Source organism: Paenibacillus castaneae (assembly GCF_002884445.1).
Lineage (GTDB): Bacteria > Bacillota > Bacilli > Paenibacillales > Paenibacillaceae > Pristimantibacillus > Pristimantibacillus castaneae.
Window position 1 is genome coordinate 3707032 of sequence record NZ_KZ614144.1, and the last position, 15198, is coordinate 3722229.

General features: G+C 46.7%; 20 protein-coding genes. 6 read left to right on the forward strand and 14 right to left on the reverse strand.

What is annotated here, in order from left to right; genetic code table 11:
• Positions 1 to 80: 80 nt before the first annotated feature.
• The 10 genes from rnc to CEF13_RS16890 form a co-directional block, all read right to left on the reverse strand.
• Complete coding sequence (gene rnc / locus CEF13_RS16845) at positions 81 to 785, reverse strand: ribonuclease III (protein ID WP_102712218.1); 705 nt, start codon at positions 783 to 785, stop codon at positions 81 to 83.
• Positions 775 to 2016 carry a beta-ketoacyl-ACP synthase II gene (gene fabF, locus CEF13_RS16850; RefSeq protein WP_102712220.1) on the reverse strand — a complete coding sequence of 414 codons (1242 nt, stop codon included), beginning with the start codon at positions 2014 to 2016 and terminating at the stop codon, positions 775 to 777. Before fabF ends, rnc begins: the two co-directional genes overlap by 11 nt.
• A gap of 151 nt (positions 2017 to 2167) precedes the next feature.
• Positions 2168 to 2401, reverse strand: coding sequence for an acyl carrier protein (locus CEF13_RS16855; protein WP_102712222.1), 234 nt, complete (start codon positions 2399 to 2401; stop codon positions 2168 to 2170).
• A gap of 92 nt (positions 2402 to 2493) precedes the next feature.
• Positions 2494 to 3243, reverse strand: coding sequence for a 3-oxoacyl-[acyl-carrier-protein] reductase (gene fabG / locus CEF13_RS16860; RefSeq protein ID WP_102712224.1), 750 nt, complete (start codon positions 3241 to 3243; stop codon positions 2494 to 2496).
• A 15-nt stretch (positions 3244 to 3258) separates the two neighbouring features.
• Positions 3259 to 4197 carry an ACP S-malonyltransferase gene (gene fabD / locus CEF13_RS16865; RefSeq protein ID WP_102712226.1) on the reverse strand — a complete coding sequence of 313 codons (939 nt, stop codon included), beginning with the start codon at positions 4195 to 4197 and terminating at the stop codon, positions 3259 to 3261.
• A 69-nt stretch (positions 4198 to 4266) separates the two neighbouring features.
• The gene (locus CEF13_RS16870) at positions 4267 to 5253 is read right to left on the reverse strand and encodes a beta-ketoacyl-ACP synthase III (RefSeq protein WP_102712228.1); all 987 of its coding nucleotides are present in this window, start codon (positions 5251 to 5253) and stop codon (positions 4267 to 4269) included.
• 15 nt (positions 5254 to 5268) lie between these two features.
• Complete coding sequence (plsX, locus tag CEF13_RS16875; protein WP_102712230.1) at positions 5269 to 6258, reverse strand: phosphate acyltransferase PlsX; 990 nt, start codon at positions 6256 to 6258, stop codon at positions 5269 to 5271.
• Positions 6242 to 6838, reverse strand: coding sequence for a transcription factor FapR (fapR, locus tag CEF13_RS16880; protein ID WP_208414352.1), 597 nt, complete (start codon positions 6836 to 6838; stop codon positions 6242 to 6244). Before fapR ends, plsX begins: the two co-directional genes overlap by 17 nt.
• A 268-nt stretch (positions 6839 to 7106) precedes the next feature.
• Positions 7107 to 7280 carry a 50S ribosomal protein L32 gene (gene rpmF / locus CEF13_RS16885; protein ID WP_102712234.1) on the reverse strand — a complete coding sequence of 58 codons (174 nt, stop codon included), beginning with the start codon at positions 7278 to 7280 and terminating at the stop codon, positions 7107 to 7109.
• 38 nt (positions 7281 to 7318) lie between these two features.
• Positions 7319 to 7843 carry a YceD family protein gene (locus tag CEF13_RS16890; protein WP_102712236.1) on the reverse strand — a complete coding sequence of 175 codons (525 nt, stop codon included), beginning with the start codon at positions 7841 to 7843 and terminating at the stop codon, positions 7319 to 7321.
• Between the two features lie 160 nt (positions 7844 to 8003).
• Here CEF13_RS16890 and CEF13_RS16895 point away from each other — a divergent pair, with 160 nt between their 5' ends.
• Positions 8004 to 9254 carry a nucleotidyltransferase gene (locus tag CEF13_RS16895; RefSeq protein ID WP_102712238.1) on the forward strand — a complete coding sequence of 417 codons (1251 nt, stop codon included), beginning with the start codon at positions 8004 to 8006 and terminating at the stop codon, positions 9252 to 9254.
• 30 nt (positions 9255 to 9284) lie between these two features.
• Here the strand turns inward: CEF13_RS16895 and CEF13_RS16900 are convergent, their stop codons facing one another.
• Complete coding sequence (locus CEF13_RS16900) at positions 9285 to 10334, reverse strand: YlbL family protein (RefSeq protein WP_102712240.1); 1050 nt, start codon at positions 10332 to 10334, stop codon at positions 9285 to 9287.
• Between the two features lie 137 nt (positions 10335 to 10471).
• On the opposite strand from CEF13_RS16900, the gene CEF13_RS16905 reads away from it, so the two are divergent.
• The gene (locus CEF13_RS16905) at positions 10472 to 11701 is read left to right on the forward strand and encodes a nucleoside recognition domain-containing protein (protein WP_102712242.1); all 1230 of its coding nucleotides are present in this window, start codon (positions 10472 to 10474) and stop codon (positions 11699 to 11701) included.
• A 23-nt stretch (positions 11702 to 11724) separates the two neighbouring features.
• On the opposite strand, the gene coaD is transcribed toward CEF13_RS16905, so the two are convergent.
• The 3 genes from coaD to CEF13_RS16920 all read right to left on the reverse strand — a co-directional run bounded on the left by coaD (position 11725) and on the right by CEF13_RS16920 (position 13430).
• Positions 11725 to 12228: a pantetheine-phosphate adenylyltransferase gene (coaD, locus tag CEF13_RS16910; protein WP_102712244.1), complete on the reverse strand. Its 504-nt coding sequence runs from the start codon at positions 12226 to 12228 to the stop codon at positions 11725 to 11727.
• Entirely contained in the window at positions 12215 to 12808 is a 594-nt protein-coding gene (rsmD, locus tag CEF13_RS16915) for a 16S rRNA (guanine(966)-N(2))-methyltransferase RsmD (RefSeq protein WP_102712246.1), read from the reverse strand. The genes coaD and rsmD overlap by 14 nt, the downstream gene beginning before the upstream one ends.
• Before the next feature lie 346 nt (positions 12809 to 13154).
• Positions 13155 to 13430, reverse strand: a complete 276-nt coding sequence (locus CEF13_RS16920; protein WP_102712248.1) for a hypothetical protein — start codon at positions 13428 to 13430, stop codon at positions 13155 to 13157.
• A 289-nt stretch (positions 13431 to 13719) separates the two neighbouring features.
• Here CEF13_RS16920 and yjcZ point away from each other — a divergent pair, with 289 nt between their 5' ends.
• From yjcZ to CEF13_RS16935, 4 genes are all read left to right on the forward strand, one after another.
• The gene (gene yjcZ / locus CEF13_RS28545; protein WP_146022726.1) at positions 13720 to 13896 is read left to right on the forward strand and encodes a sporulation protein YjcZ; all 177 of its coding nucleotides are present in this window, start codon (positions 13720 to 13722) and stop codon (positions 13894 to 13896) included.
• A gap of 145 nt (positions 13897 to 14041) precedes the next feature.
• On the forward strand, positions 14042 to 14158 hold the full coding sequence (locus tag CEF13_RS16925; RefSeq protein ID WP_102712250.1) for a sporulation protein YjcZ: 117 nt from the start codon (positions 14042 to 14044) through the stop codon (positions 14156 to 14158).
• Positions 14159 to 14364: 206 nt separating this feature from the next.
• The gene (locus tag CEF13_RS16930) at positions 14365 to 14628 is read left to right on the forward strand and encodes a DUF2642 domain-containing protein (protein WP_243864341.1); all 264 of its coding nucleotides are present in this window, start codon (positions 14365 to 14367) and stop codon (positions 14626 to 14628) included.
• A 182-nt stretch (positions 14629 to 14810) separates the two neighbouring features.
• A complete protein-coding gene (locus CEF13_RS16935) occupies positions 14811 to 15041 on the forward strand; it encodes a PLDc N-terminal domain-containing protein (RefSeq protein WP_102712252.1) in 231 nt (76 codons plus the stop codon).
• The last annotated feature ends 157 nt before the right edge of the window (positions 15042 to 15198 follow it).

Sequence of the window (15198 nt, forward strand, 5' to 3'; positions counted from 1 at the left end):
TTGACTGGCCAAAACCACATTAAAAAAGAGAGTATCCTACGGGTCCGCACGGACCCTTCAGGACACTCTCTTCAACTGGCTTATTCTTGCTCCTGCGACAATCTGCGCCATGCTTCAGCAGCTGCGCGCTGCTCTGCTTCCTTCTTCGTTCTGCCGCTGCCAACACCGTATCGTTCTTCGCCAAGATAAACCTCAACGACGAACTCTCGATCATGTGCAGGACCGCGCTCTTCAATAATTCGATATTCAACCGAACCAAGACCATGGTGCTGCGATCGTTCCTGCAATTTAGACTTCGAGTCCTTAACAAGCAAACCGTAATCATTCGATTCTACGAATGGAAACATATGCTCATTCAGGAAGCTTCTCGTACGTTCAATGCCTGCATCGAGGAAGATAGCTCCAAGGAAGGATTCAAACAAGTCAGCTAGCAAAGCCTGCCTTTGCCGTCCTCCAAGCTGCTCCTCGCCGCGCCCTAACAGCACATGCGAGCCAAGCTCAAGCCGTTCCGCAAATTGTGCCAAGGAAGGCTCGCATACAATGGAGGCACGCATCCGCGTAAGCTCGCCCTCAGGACGCGATGGATAAGTGGAGAACAAATATTCAGAAACAAGCAGCTGCAGCACCGCATCTCCCAGAAACTCCAAACGCTCATTATCTTGGGCAGACCCACGTTTATGTTCATTTACGTAAGAGGTGTGAGTGAATGCCTGCTTGAGCAGCTTCGTCCGCTTAAAGCTCAGCTGCAGCCGTTGCTGCAGCTCTTGAAAGGTATCATGCTTCATATACTTTCATCACAATCGTCGCATTATGACCGCCAAACCCGAATGAGTTGGACAGTGCAATCTGCACGTCTGCTTCACGAGGCTTATTAGGCACATAATCGAGATCTAATTCCGGATCTTGATTGTCCAAGTTAATGGTTGGAGCGATAACACCGTTCTTCAGCGTCAGCCCTAGAATAACTGCTTCTACGCCGCCTGCTGCTCCAAGCAAATGGCCTGTCATTGATTTCGTTGAGCTGACAGCCAGCTTGTACGCATGTTCTCCGAACACTTTCTTAATCGCAATCGTTTCTGAACGATCACCTACTGGAGTTGACGTGCCGTGCGCATTGATGTAATCGATATCGGTTGGCTCAATTTCCGCATCCTTGATCGCTTTCACCATGCTGCGAGCAGCTCCATCCGGATCCGGCTCAGTCATATGGTAAGCATCACCGCTCATGCCGTAGCCGATAACCTCTGCATAAATTTTTGCTCCGCGAGCCTGTGCATGCTCGAGCGATTCCAGAACGAGCACTCCAGCTCCTTCACCCATAACAAAACCATCACGGTCGATATCGAATGGACGGCTAGCCTTCTCAGGCTCATCATTGCGAACAGACATGGCTCTCATGGAACAGAAACCAGCCATACCAGTTGGTCTGATCGTAGCTTCAGCGCCGCCTGCAATCATTACGTCTGCATCACCGCGTTGAATTAATTTATACGAATCACCGATGGAATGGGTACCTGTCGCACATGCGGTAACTACCGTACTGTTAGGGCCTTTCGCCCCCGTAAGCATCGATACTTGTCCAGATGCCATATTCGCAATCATCATCGGAATGAAGAATGGGCTGACACGCTTCGGTCCTCTTTCCAGCAATATATTATGCTGATCCTCCCAAGTGCCAAGTCCGCCAATACCTGAACCGACCATAACGCCGACGCGTTCTGGGTCAGCGTTTTCACCGATCGACAAGCCAGCATCTTTCACAGCCAATAGACTCGCTACTGACGCAAACTGTACGAAACGGTCCATTCTTCGTGCTTCTTTCCGATCCAAGCCGTAATCCTCTGGGTTGAAGTTCTTGATCTCAGCAGCAATATATGTTGGATATTCAGAAAAATCGTATGCTTCCACAACGGAGACACCAGACTTCCCTTCCATCAGGTTACCCCAAAATGTCTCCAATTCGGAGCCTAGCGAGGTCATAACCCCCATACCAGTAACAACAACTCTTTTTTTCATTCCATTCACCTCAAGGACAGCAATATAGATGAGCTTGCTGCTCATCTTTTATATAAAAGCTTTAACGCTTTACTTAAATTTTAAATTAATAATAATGAAAACGTTTTATATGGAGAGAAGTCCCGTTTGTCAAAAACGGGACCTGTCCTTCTTACGTATGAGATTGTATGTATTTAACTACTTCTCCCACAGTGGTGATTGTCTCTGCATCTTCATCAGAGATTTCCATATCAAACTCGTCTTCTAGCTCCATGACCAATTCAACGACATCAAGAGAGTCAGCGCCGAGGTCATCTTTAAATGAAGCTTCAATTGTAACTTCAGCTTCGTCAACGCCAAGTCGGTCGATGACGATACGTTTCACGCGATCTACTACTTCGGACATCCGGTTCACCTCCTCCTTGGTATTATACGAGAATTAAAGATAAAATGCCAGACGTATCCGTCTTAAATCCAAAGGACGGAAATATTAGGTTACTACATATACATGCCGCCGTCCACATGAATCGTTTGTCCAGTCATATAGGCTGAAGCATCCGAAGCCAGGAATCGTACCGCATTTGCGATTTCGCTCGGGTCTCCGAGACGGGCAAGCGGAATTTGGCCAGATAGTGCTTGGCGCATCTCTTCCGGGAGCTTATCCGTCATCTCGGTTTGGATAAATCCTGGCGCAACACAGTTCACGGTAATGCCGCGAGATGCAAGCTCACGCGCACTAGCTTTAGTAAGGCCGATAACGCCGGCTTTAGCTGCCACATAGTTAGCCTGCCCTGGATTTCCGATTACGCCAACGACCGAGGATATATTAATGATCCGGCCGCTGCGCTGCTTCATCATAGAACGAGTGACCGCTTTAATGCCATTGAAAACGCCTTTGAGATTCGTTTCAATAACTTGGTCGAACTCGTCCTCCTTCATTCGCATAATTAAATTATCTCTTGTTATTCCGGCGTTATTCACCAGAATATCAAGTGATCCAAATTGTTCGATTACTTCCTTGACCATGGAATCGAATTCATCCACTTTGCCAACATTTGCTTTCACAATGATTGCTCGCCGTCCAAGCGCTTCTATCGCTTGCGCCGTTTCAACCGCTGCTGCCTCACTGCCGGAATAATTTACCGCAACATCAGCCCCGGCTTCAGCAAGAGCAACGGCAATCGCACGTCCAATTCCGCGCGAGGCTCCGGTTACGAGTGCTTTCTTCCCTTCCAAGCTGGCAAACATCCAATCCCCTCCATCTTAGTGTTCATTCACCTGCAGCGCATCTAGCGCAGAGATGCTGTTAACCGAAATAATACGGACATTTTTGTCAATCTTCTTAATCAGACCGGCGAGAACCGTTCCTGACCCGATTTCCACAAACGTATCTACGCCCTGTTCGATCATGTAACGCACACTATCTTCCCAAAGCACAGGAGAGAACACCTGCTCCACGAGCAAGCTCCGCACATCGCTTGCCAATGTCACTGCGCGGGCAGTTACGTTCGCGACAACAGGAACAGAAGCGTCCTGCAGATCGATTTCAGCAAGTACGCCTTGGAGCTGGTCGGCAGCTGGCTTCATGAGCGATGAATGGAAAGGACCACTAACCTCTAGCGGAATAACGCGTTTCGCGCCCGCTTCATCCTTGCCGCGCTCAACAACCGCTTGAACACCGGCTGCCGTGCCGGACACCACGATTTGCCCTGGACAGTTCACGTTTGCAAGTTCAACGGCCGAACCTTCAGCCGTAACAGCCGCGCAAAGCGCTGCCAGCGAATCGCGCTCCGCGCCTAGCACCGCCGCCATTGCGCCTAGTCCGCTTGGAACGGCCTGCTCCATGAATTGTCCGCGAGCGCGTACCGTACGGACAGCATCCTCGAACGAAAGCATGCCAGACGCTACTAGCGCGCTATATTCGCCTAAGCTGTGTCCTGCTACAAAATCAGGCTTTAAGCCTCGTCCTTCAAGCGCTTCAAGCAACGCAACGCTAACGGTCAGCAATGCTGGCTGCGTATTGGCTGTTTGTTTCAGCAGCTCATCCGGCCCTTCAAAAATAATGCTGCTCAAAGAAAATCCTAGCGCAGCATCAGCGCGTTCAAATATAGTGCGTGACTGATTATATGCTTCATAGACATCTTTGCCCATGCCAACAGCCTGAGCTCCTTGTCCTGGAAAAACAAATGCTGTCTTACTCAACGCGCTTCCCCCCTTGTTACTGAAACGTAAAAAATTTTTCTAAACTTCCAACCAAATAATCTTAAATCATTACCAAGTGAGCACAGATGCGCCCCAAGTCAAGCCGCCGCCAAAACCTACAAGAAGAACGCAGTCGCCTTCTTTGACACGGTTCTGCTCCACTGCCTCTGCCAGAGCAACCGGAATCGATGCTGCTGACATATTACCGTAATTGTTCAAATTGATCATCGCTTTATCCTCCGACAGGCTGAGGCGATTGAGAGCCGATTGAATGATTCGGATATTAGCTTGATGCGGAACGAGAAGATCGATATCATCCTTCGTAATGCCCGCTTTCAGCAAAGCTTCCTCAGCAGCGCTTCCCATAATGCGTACAGCAAACTTAAATACGTCATTGCCCGCCATGTGGATGTAATGCTGCTTCTGCTCCACGCTCTCCGCAGTTGCCGGAAGCCGTGAACCGCCGCCGCTAACTTTAAGGAGATCGCCGCCGCTTCCGTCTGCGCCTATTTCAAACGACTGGAAACCGCGCCCCTCTGCAACCTGTCCCAGAACAACAGCACCAGCGCCGTCGCCGAACAGAATGCAAGTATTGCGATCCGTATAATCCGTAATTCGTGACAGCGTCTCAGCACCTACAACAAGCACATGCTTGTACATGCCCGTAGAGATCATGCTTGAACCCGTTGCTAATCCATAAATAAATCCTGAGCATGCCGCTGACAAATCAAACGCAGCTGCCTTCTTCGCCCCCAGCTTCTCTTGAAGCAAGCATGCGGTAGATGGAAAAAGAGTATCTGGCGTTACTGTAGCCACAATAATAAGATCGATATCTTCTGCAGTCAGACCTGCCGCCTCAATGGCAAGACGGGAAGCATGCAGCGCAAGATCTGACGTCGCTTCTTCCGCGGCTGCAATTCGGCGTTCTTTAATGCCTGTGCGAGTGACGATCCATTCGTCGTTTGTTTCCACCATTGCTTCTAAATCTTTGTTCGACAAAATGCGTTCTGGAACATATTTGCCTGTTCCAACTATTCCTACAGGATGTAAACCCATTTCACACACTCACACTCACTTCCCGTTTATTTCAGCCGCAATCGATTCAATCAATTGGCCTTGAATGGCAATACGCGCTTGCCTCACCGCATTCTTGACGGCGAGAGCATCTGACGATCCATGACATTTCACGACAAGTCCATTAAGGCCAAGCAGCGGCGCTCCGCCATGCTCCTTATAATCCAGCCTCTTCTTCAACGTACGCAGCTTAGGCATCATAATCGCTCCAGCCAGCTTCGTCATCAACGATTGTCCGAAAGCGTCTTTAAGCGATGTGAATACATTGCCTGCCGTACCTTCCATGGCCTTCAGCATGATATTACCGGCAAAGCCGTCACATACAAGCACGTCGCAATTTCGAGACAGCACATCGCGCGCTTCAACATTGCCTATGAAATGAACAGGAGCATGCTGAAGAAGCTCATAAGCCGCTTTGGATACTTCATTTCCTTTTTTGGCTTCCGTACCAACATTAAGCAGTCCGACACGCGGTCGTTCTAATCCGTGTACCTTGGAACGATATATACTTCCCATTATTGCATATTGCAGCAAATGCTCAGGCTTGGCATCCATGTTGGCGCCTAAGTCGAGTGTTAGTATACCAACTTCGTCCATTGTCGGCATCATCGGCGCAAGCGCCGGCCTTTCAATTCCATCCATACGGCCGATAACAAGCAGCCCCGTTGCCATAAGTGCACCTGTGTTGCCCGCAGACAGCATCGCATCCGCTTGGTTCTCGCGGACAAGCTGACCTGCAACAATCATAGATGCTCCCTTCTTGCGGCGTACCGCCTTTACCGGCTCATCATCGGGCCCAATAACCTCGTCCGCATGACAAATCGTCAAATTGGATGGCTTATGCCCTTTTAAGAGCGGTTCAATAACAGACGTATTGCCGACCAGCAGCAGCTCCGTATCCGGCCACTCTGCCGCCGCATCAAGAGCTCCCTGCACAATTAAGCTAGGGGCGTTGTCGCCGCCCATAGCATCAATAGCGATCCGCATGTTCGTCTCCCCCTCCACTATCTGTGTCTCTTGCGGAACGATAGATGACAAAATTACCTTGAAAAACCATTTCATCAGCTACATAAGTAAACAGTTCAACTTTTGCCTTGCTGCGTTCACCCGAAATCGAGCGAACATATGCTTTCGCAATACATTTCTCACCCAGCTTTACCGGGCGGATAAACCTGATATCCGCTGTTACTGTAAGTGCGATCTCATCGTCTATAACTGCAACTGCGAGTGAATTCGCTTGAGCAAATACGTGATGGCCTCGTGCAATGCCGGTTCTCGAGAACACATGCTCCTCACTAATCTCAAATACAGATATTCCGCTTTTGTCTAACTCCAGATCGACGATATCTCCTATTACCTCATGCAGAGGCAAGGAACGAACAGAATCGTAAGAACGCTCAGCCATAAGCTTCAGCCGTTCTCTAAGCTCCGGGATACCAAGCTCCATCCGGTCAAGCCGAATCGTCTGAATACTAACCTTAAGCAGACGCGTCAGCTCCCGATCTGTTATAAAAGGATTCTCATCAATTAATCGGGCAAGCTGCTGATGCCGCTGCCGTTTTGGCATTCGTTCGATGTTCGGCACCACCTTTGACAGTATAGTGAAAAATTATTCCAATTGAATGGCAAGTTTATCGTTGTTCATTACGGTTATTATATGAATACAGCGTGATATTATCACCTGGTACTAAATAAGTATATAAAAAAATACGCTCGAGCGCAATGAAGCGTCCAAAAAAACGAATTTCATAAGAAATAGATTTAGAAAAAAAGCGATCACGGCATAAAAAAAGCACCTCATCGCGTGATGAAGTGCTATTTCTGAAATCAAGCCATTATTGGGTAATGATTTCTTTTGTTTTGTAATATCCACAAACCTTGCAAACGCGGTGAGCTAGTTTAAACTCTCCACATTGCTCACATTTCACCAAGCCCGGTACTGCAAGTTTAAAATGCGTACGACGTTTGTCGCGGCGAGTTTTGGATGTTCTACGTTGAGGTACTGCCATATTTCCCACCTCCTTTAAAAAATCAATCAACAAATTGCTTATTCCTTAAATAGATCCTTGAGCGCTGCAAAACGCACATCAATCTTTGCTGTGTCACAGCTGCATTTTTGCTTATTTAAGTTCTGTCCACATTTTTGACAGAGACCTTTACAGTCCTCGCTGCAAAGCGGAGTTAATGGAATGAACAACTGAAGCGCTTCTTCCACATAAGGCCTCAGGTCCAGTCTATCCGCATTTACTTCAATAAAGTCATCGCTCTCTTCTTCCGAGTATTCATCATTAGCTGCGTCAGCCGCAACTGCAGGCTTAAATAGTTCGGAGAAAGGAATGACTGCATGATCCTGTGTCGGTTCAAGGCAGCGCGAGCATACAAGCTGCAAATCAATAGCAAGATTGCCATTCACTTCGATAAAGCCTTCATGCCCAGTCACCTGAAGCGATACATGGAGCGGTCCTGTACGGTAAACATCTTGGCGTCCTTTAAACAGGTCACTAACATCCAACTTTTCGTCAACTGTTAATTTCAACCCTTTGGACATCGTTTCTTGAATATGAAACTGCATCAGATCACCCCAAACAAACAAAGATTATTATATCTATCAGCCTACCGTTTTGTCAACATTTTCACGTTGTTTTTCATAAGCATTTCAACAATTCGTGAACGAGAACACTCTCTATGCTATAGTAAAACAACCAACATTTAACAAAGAGAGGAACAAACAAATGCGCACAGTTGGACTTATCGTTGAATACAATCCGTTTCATAACGGACATTTGTATCATTTGCAGCAATCGCGCAAACTAACGAGCTCAGAAGCTGTTGTAGCTGTCATGAGCGGTCACTTTCTCCAACGCGGCGAGCCCGCCCTGCTTGATAAATGGTCTAGAACAAGAACCGCGCTTGAAGCCGGCTGCGATCTCGTTATTGAACTTCCTGTCGCTTATGCGACTCAGGCTGCCGAATGGTTCGCATACGGCGCAGTCTCGCTGCTGGAAGCGACCGGCGTTGTCGATAGCTTCTGCTTCGGGACGGAGAGCGGCGAGCTTGGTCCGCTTCTTCAAGCTTCTGAAGTCGTCGCAAATGAGACACCGGCTTTCAAATCCATACTCAAAGCACTACTCCAAACAGGAATCAGCTATCCAAGCGCTTATAGCTCTGCAGTAGCCGGCTATTTGACAAAGCAAGGTCATGCTTCCGCAGCCCAATTTCCATTCGCGCTTCCTAATCATACATTAGCCTTGCATTATTTGCTTGCTTTGAAACGGATTGGGGGAAGCATGGAGCCCTTCACCATCACGCGTGAGAAGGCTCAATATAACCAAGCCCACGTTTCCGACAGTCAGATAGCAAGCGCAACTGCGATTCGAAAGCTGTTGCTTGAGCAGCGTTCACTGAATGAAGCGCGGCCTTTCATACCCGATTCCACCTACCGAACGCTGGAACAGGAATGGCTGGCCGGACGATGTCCAATTAGTTGGGAGCCATTTACGAAAACTTTGCTTCACTCCATTATAACCCATTCTCCCACTCAGCTTGCAAGCTTGCATGAGATTACAGAGGGCTTAGAGCATCGAATCCGGAATGCTTTGCCGAAGCTCGCTAACCAGCAATTCGATGAGTTTCTGGATATTTTGAAAACAAAGCGTTATACGCGCACAAAGCTGCAGCGTGCGCTTCTAGCCATTCTGCTTGGCCACACCAAGGAAGACTTTACAGCGGCTAAGCTCTCATCAGGAATCGAATACATAAGAGTACTCGGATTTTCGGAGAAAGGCAAGCTTTTATTGCGCCGCATGCGCAAATCGGCCAAGCTGCCGGTGCTATTAAGCGCCGCCAGACCCCCTCAGCCCTATCGCTATTTAGAGTTGGATACGCAGGCAAGCGCCGTGTATATGTTAGGAATGCCAGGCGGTGAATCATCGAATGAAGCATTGTTCCGTGATTTCACAGAACGACCGATTACTATTGATTAATCAGCTCATGGAAGCTTAATTTGACCATCATCAAACTGCCGCATTGAATGCTTCTATTCGTTCAACAGCTTCCTTCAACGTGCTAACGCTAACCACTTTCATGGTAGACTTAATCGATTTGGCCTTCGCAGCAGCTTCTTTATAATTATCCGCAGGCGCCAGAAACAGCTGTGCGCCCTGCTTGCTTGCAATAACGATTTTCTGCTTAATGCCGCCAATCGCTCCAACTCCGCCATCAACCGAAATGGTTCCTGTTGCAGCTATGCGGTGTCCGCCAGACAAATCGCCAGCGGTCAACAAATCCAGAGCTTGCAAGGCAAAGACAAGTCCCGCTGAAGGCCCGCCAATATCTCCTGCCGAAATCGACAATCTGTCGCGGCTATCTGCCGGCTCCAAGCTTCTGAGCTCGGTCAAGCCTGCAATACCAAGCATGTTCAGCCATTGCTCATTGGATAATGACGAATTATGCTTCACTGGAGGGATCTTGACGATTACGCGGTTGCCACCTCTTTCTAATGCTATCGATACCTTTTCTTCCTCAGTCTTGCTTCGTAAAATGTCAAATACCTGCTCCATGCTGTCAAACTGTTCCCCTCCGACAATGCCAAGCAATTTATCCCCTGCTTTGAAGGAAAAAGTCATTATATTATCACTCGCATTAACATCCGTTATTACAATTCCCTGAGCCTCGATTCCATAGGACAAGCCCGCATATTTATAAGCAGCCTCGATAGCGTTATTTTGCGAGCCTTGCATAATAACGTTCAGACGCTCCGCGTACTGCCCCTTAGAATAGCCTCGGAAAACATCTCGTTTAAGATGCAAGTCGACTTCAGAGTCCCACATTGATTGTATAGCACGCAAAAAGTTCGGTTCTGTCAATTTAACCGCTGTCAGCAAGAAATCACCTTGACCAAGGCTGTCGCCCTTCTCGATCTTCACCATTGGCTTCACTGGAACAGCAAGTCCCGGCTCATACAGGACATATGGCGTGGGAGCATACAGAATCACCCACATGAATGCAGCTGTGAATAAGGCTGCTATTACTATCCGGCGCAAGTCAGTTCGTTGCTTTTTCATCCTTCACCCCCGTAATTGGTCTATCCTAAGATAGGCATGCGTACTATTTAACGTATACGGTTGTCCATATACTCATGTCATCAAATCATGCTCTATGACCATAAGCCGCCCGTGCGGAATTAGGAGTTGAAATAGCATTGGCTAAAACCGTTCTATTAGCATTCCTCTCCATCCTGCTTGTCGTTTCCATTATCTTAAGGCCAGATCCTGCTTTTCAAGCCTCGCTGCAAGGGCTAACCGTTTGGTGGAATATTATATTTCCTGGCCTTTTGCCATTTCTCGTATTATTTGAGATCATTGCTGCATTCGGTATAACTCACGCGATCGCTTCTTTGCTCCAACCTATGATGAGCAAGCTTTTCAAGCTGCCTGGTGAGGCAGCACTGGCAGCCGTCCTTGGATGGCTTGGCGGATACCCAGCAGGTGCGGAAGCAGCAGCCACGCTTCGCAAACAAAGTATCGTCACCAAAAAACAGGGCCAGCGGCTGCTGGCCCTGGCTCATATGCCAAACCCTCTATTTATGCTAGTCGTGATCGGCGCTGGATTTCTGCATAAGCCCATTATGGGAATCATCATCGCTGGTTCTGTGTGGTTGTCAGCGCTTTGGCTGATGCTGTTAACGCGTCTGTTAAGCCGTCATGACGAAGAGCAAGTTCCAAGCGAGTCGTCTGAAGTAAAGGACAGCCATGGTGGCCAAGGTATTCTCCAGCGTTCGGCTGATGCTCTGCAGCTTGGACGAGAACAGGACGGACGCAGCTTCGGCAAAGTGCTTGGAGATGCCGTATCCGTCAGCGTTCAGAAGCTGATGATGATCGGAGGCTTTATGATTTTTGCTGCTGTCATTGCCAAGCTGTCCGACCCTCTTCTCGCTCCTCTGCTTTCAAAGGCAGGTGTCAGCTTCTTCACTCAAGCGCTCTTCGAAGGTCATTTGGGTGCGTATGCCGCCGCTGTATGGGAGGTGCCCGGAAAGAGCATGCTCATTAATGCTGCTGCGATTGCAGCCGTGCTTGCATGGAGCGGCTTGAGCGGTATTCTGCAGGCCGGCTATGCCATCAGTGGAACGGATTTAAAGCTGATGCCGTTCATTGCGCTTCGAATAATGCATGCTCTGCACGCTTTTGCATTCATGCTTCTGCTATGGAAACCAGTGAATTCGCTTCTACGAATTGTTATTGGACCTGGCGCAGCGCCTACCGCTGCTATTCCAATAGATTCGCGAGAATCGCTTATAGCCACTGTCATACAAGTAGCCGATTTGCCTGCGCTTTGGCCGTATTCACTTACTGCCTGCATGCTGCTAGCATTGGTCTTCCTTCTTCTTACCACCCTGCTGCTTCCCTACCGGAAATCAGGCAAATTCATATGATCAAGCAGATGCTTTGAATTCACCTAGATGCGAGATTTGTATTTTTCCCTTAGCTGCTGCTCTACTAGAGGAGGCACAAGCTCATGGACAGCGCCATGAAACTGAGCAATTTCTTTTACAATACTAGAGCTTAGATAAGAATATTTGGGATTGGTCATCATAAACATCGTATCGATTTCATTATCCAGCAAATGGTTCGTTGAAGCGAGCTGAAGCTCGTATTCAAAGTCGGTAACGGAACGAATACCTCTTATAATAACGTTTGCTTGCTTTGTCTTCATAAATCGTACAAGCAAGTCACGGAAGCTGTCGATCTCCACATTAGGAATGTCACGGGTAACTTCGGTTAGAAGCGCTTTGCGCTCATCTACGCTGAACAGCGGATTTTTGCTTGAATTGTTCAGAACGGCCACAATCAGCCGATCAAATTGCTTTGCGGATCTGCGAATAATGTCTAAATGACCATAAGTAACGGGATCAAAGGTGCCGGGGTATACGGCTACTCGCTCTTGTTTATTCGTGGGCATCAACTGCACTCCCGTCTTCATTTTCTTGGCTGCTATACCGGTATATAGATACGGCAATATCTCCGTATTTCGCGTGTTTTATTTGATCAAAATGTTCCAGCTGCTCTGGGTAGAGATGAGTCGCATCATGCTCAACAACTACAATAGCTTCCGGCTCCAGCATTTGATTTACTGCCAGCTGCTCCATTAGTGCATCCATAGTGGTCATTTTGTATGGCGGATCAAGAAAAACAAGCCGGAACTTCTGCTCCCGCTTAGCCAGCGCTTTCAATGCGCGCTCCGCATCATTCCTATAAATTTCCGCTGCACTGCCCATTTTCGCCGTCTCAACATTTTGACGTATGATGTCGACGCTTAGTTTCTCCCGATCAATAAAGACCGAATGTTCTACTCCTCTGCTCCATGCCTCAATGCCTAATCCGCCCGTTCCTGCGAACAAATCAAGCGCTATTCCACCATCGAAGTAAGGTCCGATCATGCTAAATATGGCTTCCTTCACCTTATCCGTTGTCGGCCTCGTGTTCATACCGGGAACAGCCTTGAGCATGCGGCCTTTTGCCTCGCCCGCGATGACTCTCACTGCAATTGCCCCTTTCTATCTCGTTCCCGCTTATCGTACCATAGAACCCCTTTATTAATAAAGCAGAAGCATTGCTATAAAAAAGAGCTATGAACCGACTATTTGCTTCTAATTGCGGGAATTAATATCCTTATTCATGTTTATTTTCCTGTGAAATGGGCATCATGAAATTATCGGCGTTGCAAGATGCCGTAGACAACCGCGGAGAAGACTTACGTTTCCCCATAAGCTCTTCGTCCGGTTTCTCCTCTCCCATTGAAAAGGAGCTCTCGAAAGAGGGCTCCGATTTTTTGTTGTAAACAAAAAAAGAGCCTGCGGAATAATCCGAAGGCTCTTTTTTAATCCATTATTGAAGCGGTTTGTTTTGAGAATTCATAGCTTCCGCTTGTGCTTGTTGAAGCATTTGCTGTGCGAGTAGAATGTCATGCTGCTCTTCCTTGACTTGCTGTTGAGCTTGCAGCACCTGTTGAATCCCCGTTTGCAGCTGTTGTTCTGCTTCTAATAATTCTAAACTTTCTTCCTGCAGCAGTTGATGCGCCGTTTGAACATCAAGCTGTGCTTGCTGTAATTTTTGATTTTCTTGAAGATTAGCAGCATGCTGCTGTAGATTTCGATTCGACATATAGCAAACCCCCATATTTATTGTTTTAGTCCTTTTTTGTCCAATCATTATAGTGCTCTTAAAACATTTTTTTATGCTATATCACGTAAATGGATTTGACAAACGGGACACTATAGTCTGATTAATTGCATAGCAGAACTCATCTTAATATTGGCAATCCCTATTATCCTTCTCCGTAATCATAGGGCTGATGACATTGAATCATTGCCTCTGTAACAAACACACAATCATAACTCTTATATCTGTCATAGCTTATAGAGTAGTCAGTAATGAGGAGGTGAATTGATAAATGTTTAATAATACTAGTATGATTCTCGTGCTTTTCATTTTATTAGTCATTATCTCTTGCAGTTGCGGCGTATTCGGGCGCAATGAGAGAAATAATGAAGTAAGCAATGAGAGCAACAATAACAAAAACAATAATAGAAGTAATGAGAGAAGTTATGTAGGAGGCTGCGGCTGCTAATTGAAATGCTAGTTTCTAACTAATTTTCTCCTTAATCATCATTATTCATTCTAGGCAACTATCACTACCGAACAAACACACAATCCCGAAGCCGAAGCAGTGCATAATCTACAGAGTACTTAAGAGACAGGGAGGTGAATGTTTGATGTCAGGAATCGTTGGTGGCGTTCATCACAATAACAATATTGGATTTATTCTTGTATTGTTCATCTTGTTGGTCATTATCTCTTGCAGCTGTGGCTTTTTCGGTGGCGGTTACTAATTCAAGCCGCTGAATGTAACAATTATGATTCGGAAAGACCCATTATTTGGGTCTTTTTTTATTAATATTCACCAAGCATTTAACTTGCAGATAATGAGTATACGTTTTCGGCAGCTTAAAAACACATACATAATTTTATCCGCCCACACCCAGTACTAGGCAAATGAATATGATGAATCGAAACTACAACCTAAGGAGTGGATAATTTGTATCAGCGAAATTATGTGCAGCCAACTAAAACCAGCCCAGTGCAGATAAACCCTAGTCAAATACAAATGGTGTCATCTGTTGATCCCTACGTAGTGGAGGCTCTCTGTCGCTTGATTGGACGCTGCGTATTAATTGAAACAACGCGTGGAGCAATTGAAGGAACCATCATTGATGTCAAACCTGATCATATTCTTCTTCAATTGCACACCCGACAAGCTTGTATACGAATTGCTGAAATCGTTTGGACGATGCCTTTATAATTTTTTCCGAGGAACTGCATCGTGCAGTTCCTTTTTTAATTCGTTACTTATCTTAAAGTAATGATCAACTCTAACAAGCATCTGTCCACTCCTTTTCCGCAATCCCCCTATAAATGGTTATGACGTAACTTTTCTTCTTAGATTACGTATTAATGTAATAAAATGAAATATGGAGTGATTATATGTCATATGGCTTTGGATTTATTGGGCTGGCTTTTCTTTTTGTCGGTTTATTTCTATTTATCCTGCATATCGTTTCTTGCGTATGGGCTTACCGTGATGCTATTAGAAACGGACGAAGCACGGAATTCGCAATTCTAGTGTTACTAGCTATTCTGTTTTTCCCCGTTTTGGGATTAATCATTTATTTATTAATTCGCAATGATGGGGGACGACCCTCAAGACGATATTGATCATTTGCTGCTTAAATCGTACGGCAAGTGGGATGCTCATGCGTCCCGCTACCTCTTTTTATCATCTTCTCCTTCTCCGCTTCTTCATACAATCATCTTCAATTGCAACAAAAACGTGTATATTTATGATGAATCCATGTTAGAATATAAGACTAAT

Coding starts and splice junctions, on each gene's coding strand:
- CEF13_RS16895 (WP_102712238.1), top strand. CDS start 8,004: ATGCGCACAGTTGGACTTATCGTTGAATACAATCCGTTTCATAACGGA.
- CEF13_RS16870 (WP_102712228.1), bottom strand. CDS start 5,253: ATGGGTTTACATCCTGTAGGAATAGTTGGAACAGGCAAATATGTTCCA.
- CEF13_RS16890 (WP_102712236.1), bottom strand. CDS start 7,843: ATGCAGTTTCATATTCAAGAAACGATGTCCAAAGGGTTGAAATTAACA.
- rpmF (WP_102712234.1), bottom strand. CDS start 7,280: ATGGCAGTACCTCAACGTAGAACATCCAAAACTCGCCGCGACAAACGT.
- fabG (WP_102712224.1), bottom strand. CDS start 3,243: ATGTTTGCCAGCTTGGAAGGGAAGAAAGCACTCGTAACCGGAGCCTCG.
- yjcZ (WP_146022726.1), top strand. CDS start 13,720: ATGTTTAATAATACTAGTATGATTCTCGTGCTTTTCATTTTATTAGTC.
- fapR (WP_208414352.1), bottom strand. CDS start 6,838: ATGCCAAAACGGCAGCGGCATCAGCAGCTTGCCCGATTAATTGATGAG.
- plsX (WP_102712230.1), bottom strand. CDS start 6,258: ATGCGGATCGCTATTGATGCTATGGGCGGCGACAACGCCCCTAGCTTA.
- rnc (WP_102712218.1), bottom strand. CDS start 785: ATGAAGCATGATACCTTTCAAGAGCTGCAGCAACGGCTGCAGCTGAGC.
- fabF (WP_102712220.1), bottom strand. CDS start 2,016: ATGAAAAAAAGAGTTGTTGTTACTGGTATGGGGGTTATGACCTCGCTA.
- CEF13_RS16855 (WP_102712222.1), bottom strand. CDS start 2,401: ATGTCCGAAGTAGTAGATCGCGTGAAACGTATCGTCATCGACCGACTT.
- CEF13_RS16900 (WP_102712240.1), bottom strand. CDS start 10,334: ATGAAAAAGCAACGAACTGACTTGCGCCGGATAGTAATAGCAGCCTTA.
- CEF13_RS16925 (WP_102712250.1), top strand. CDS start 14,042: ATGTCAGGAATCGTTGGTGGCGTTCATCACAATAACAATATTGGATTT.
- CEF13_RS16920 (WP_102712248.1), bottom strand. CDS start 13,430: ATGTCGAATCGAAATCTACAGCAGCATGCTGCTAATCTTCAAGAAAAT.
- CEF13_RS16935 (WP_102712252.1), top strand. CDS start 14,811: ATGTCATATGGCTTTGGATTTATTGGGCTGGCTTTTCTTTTTGTCGGT.
- coaD (WP_102712244.1), bottom strand. CDS start 12,228: ATGCCCACGAATAAACAAGAGCGAGTAGCCGTATACCCCGGCACCTTT.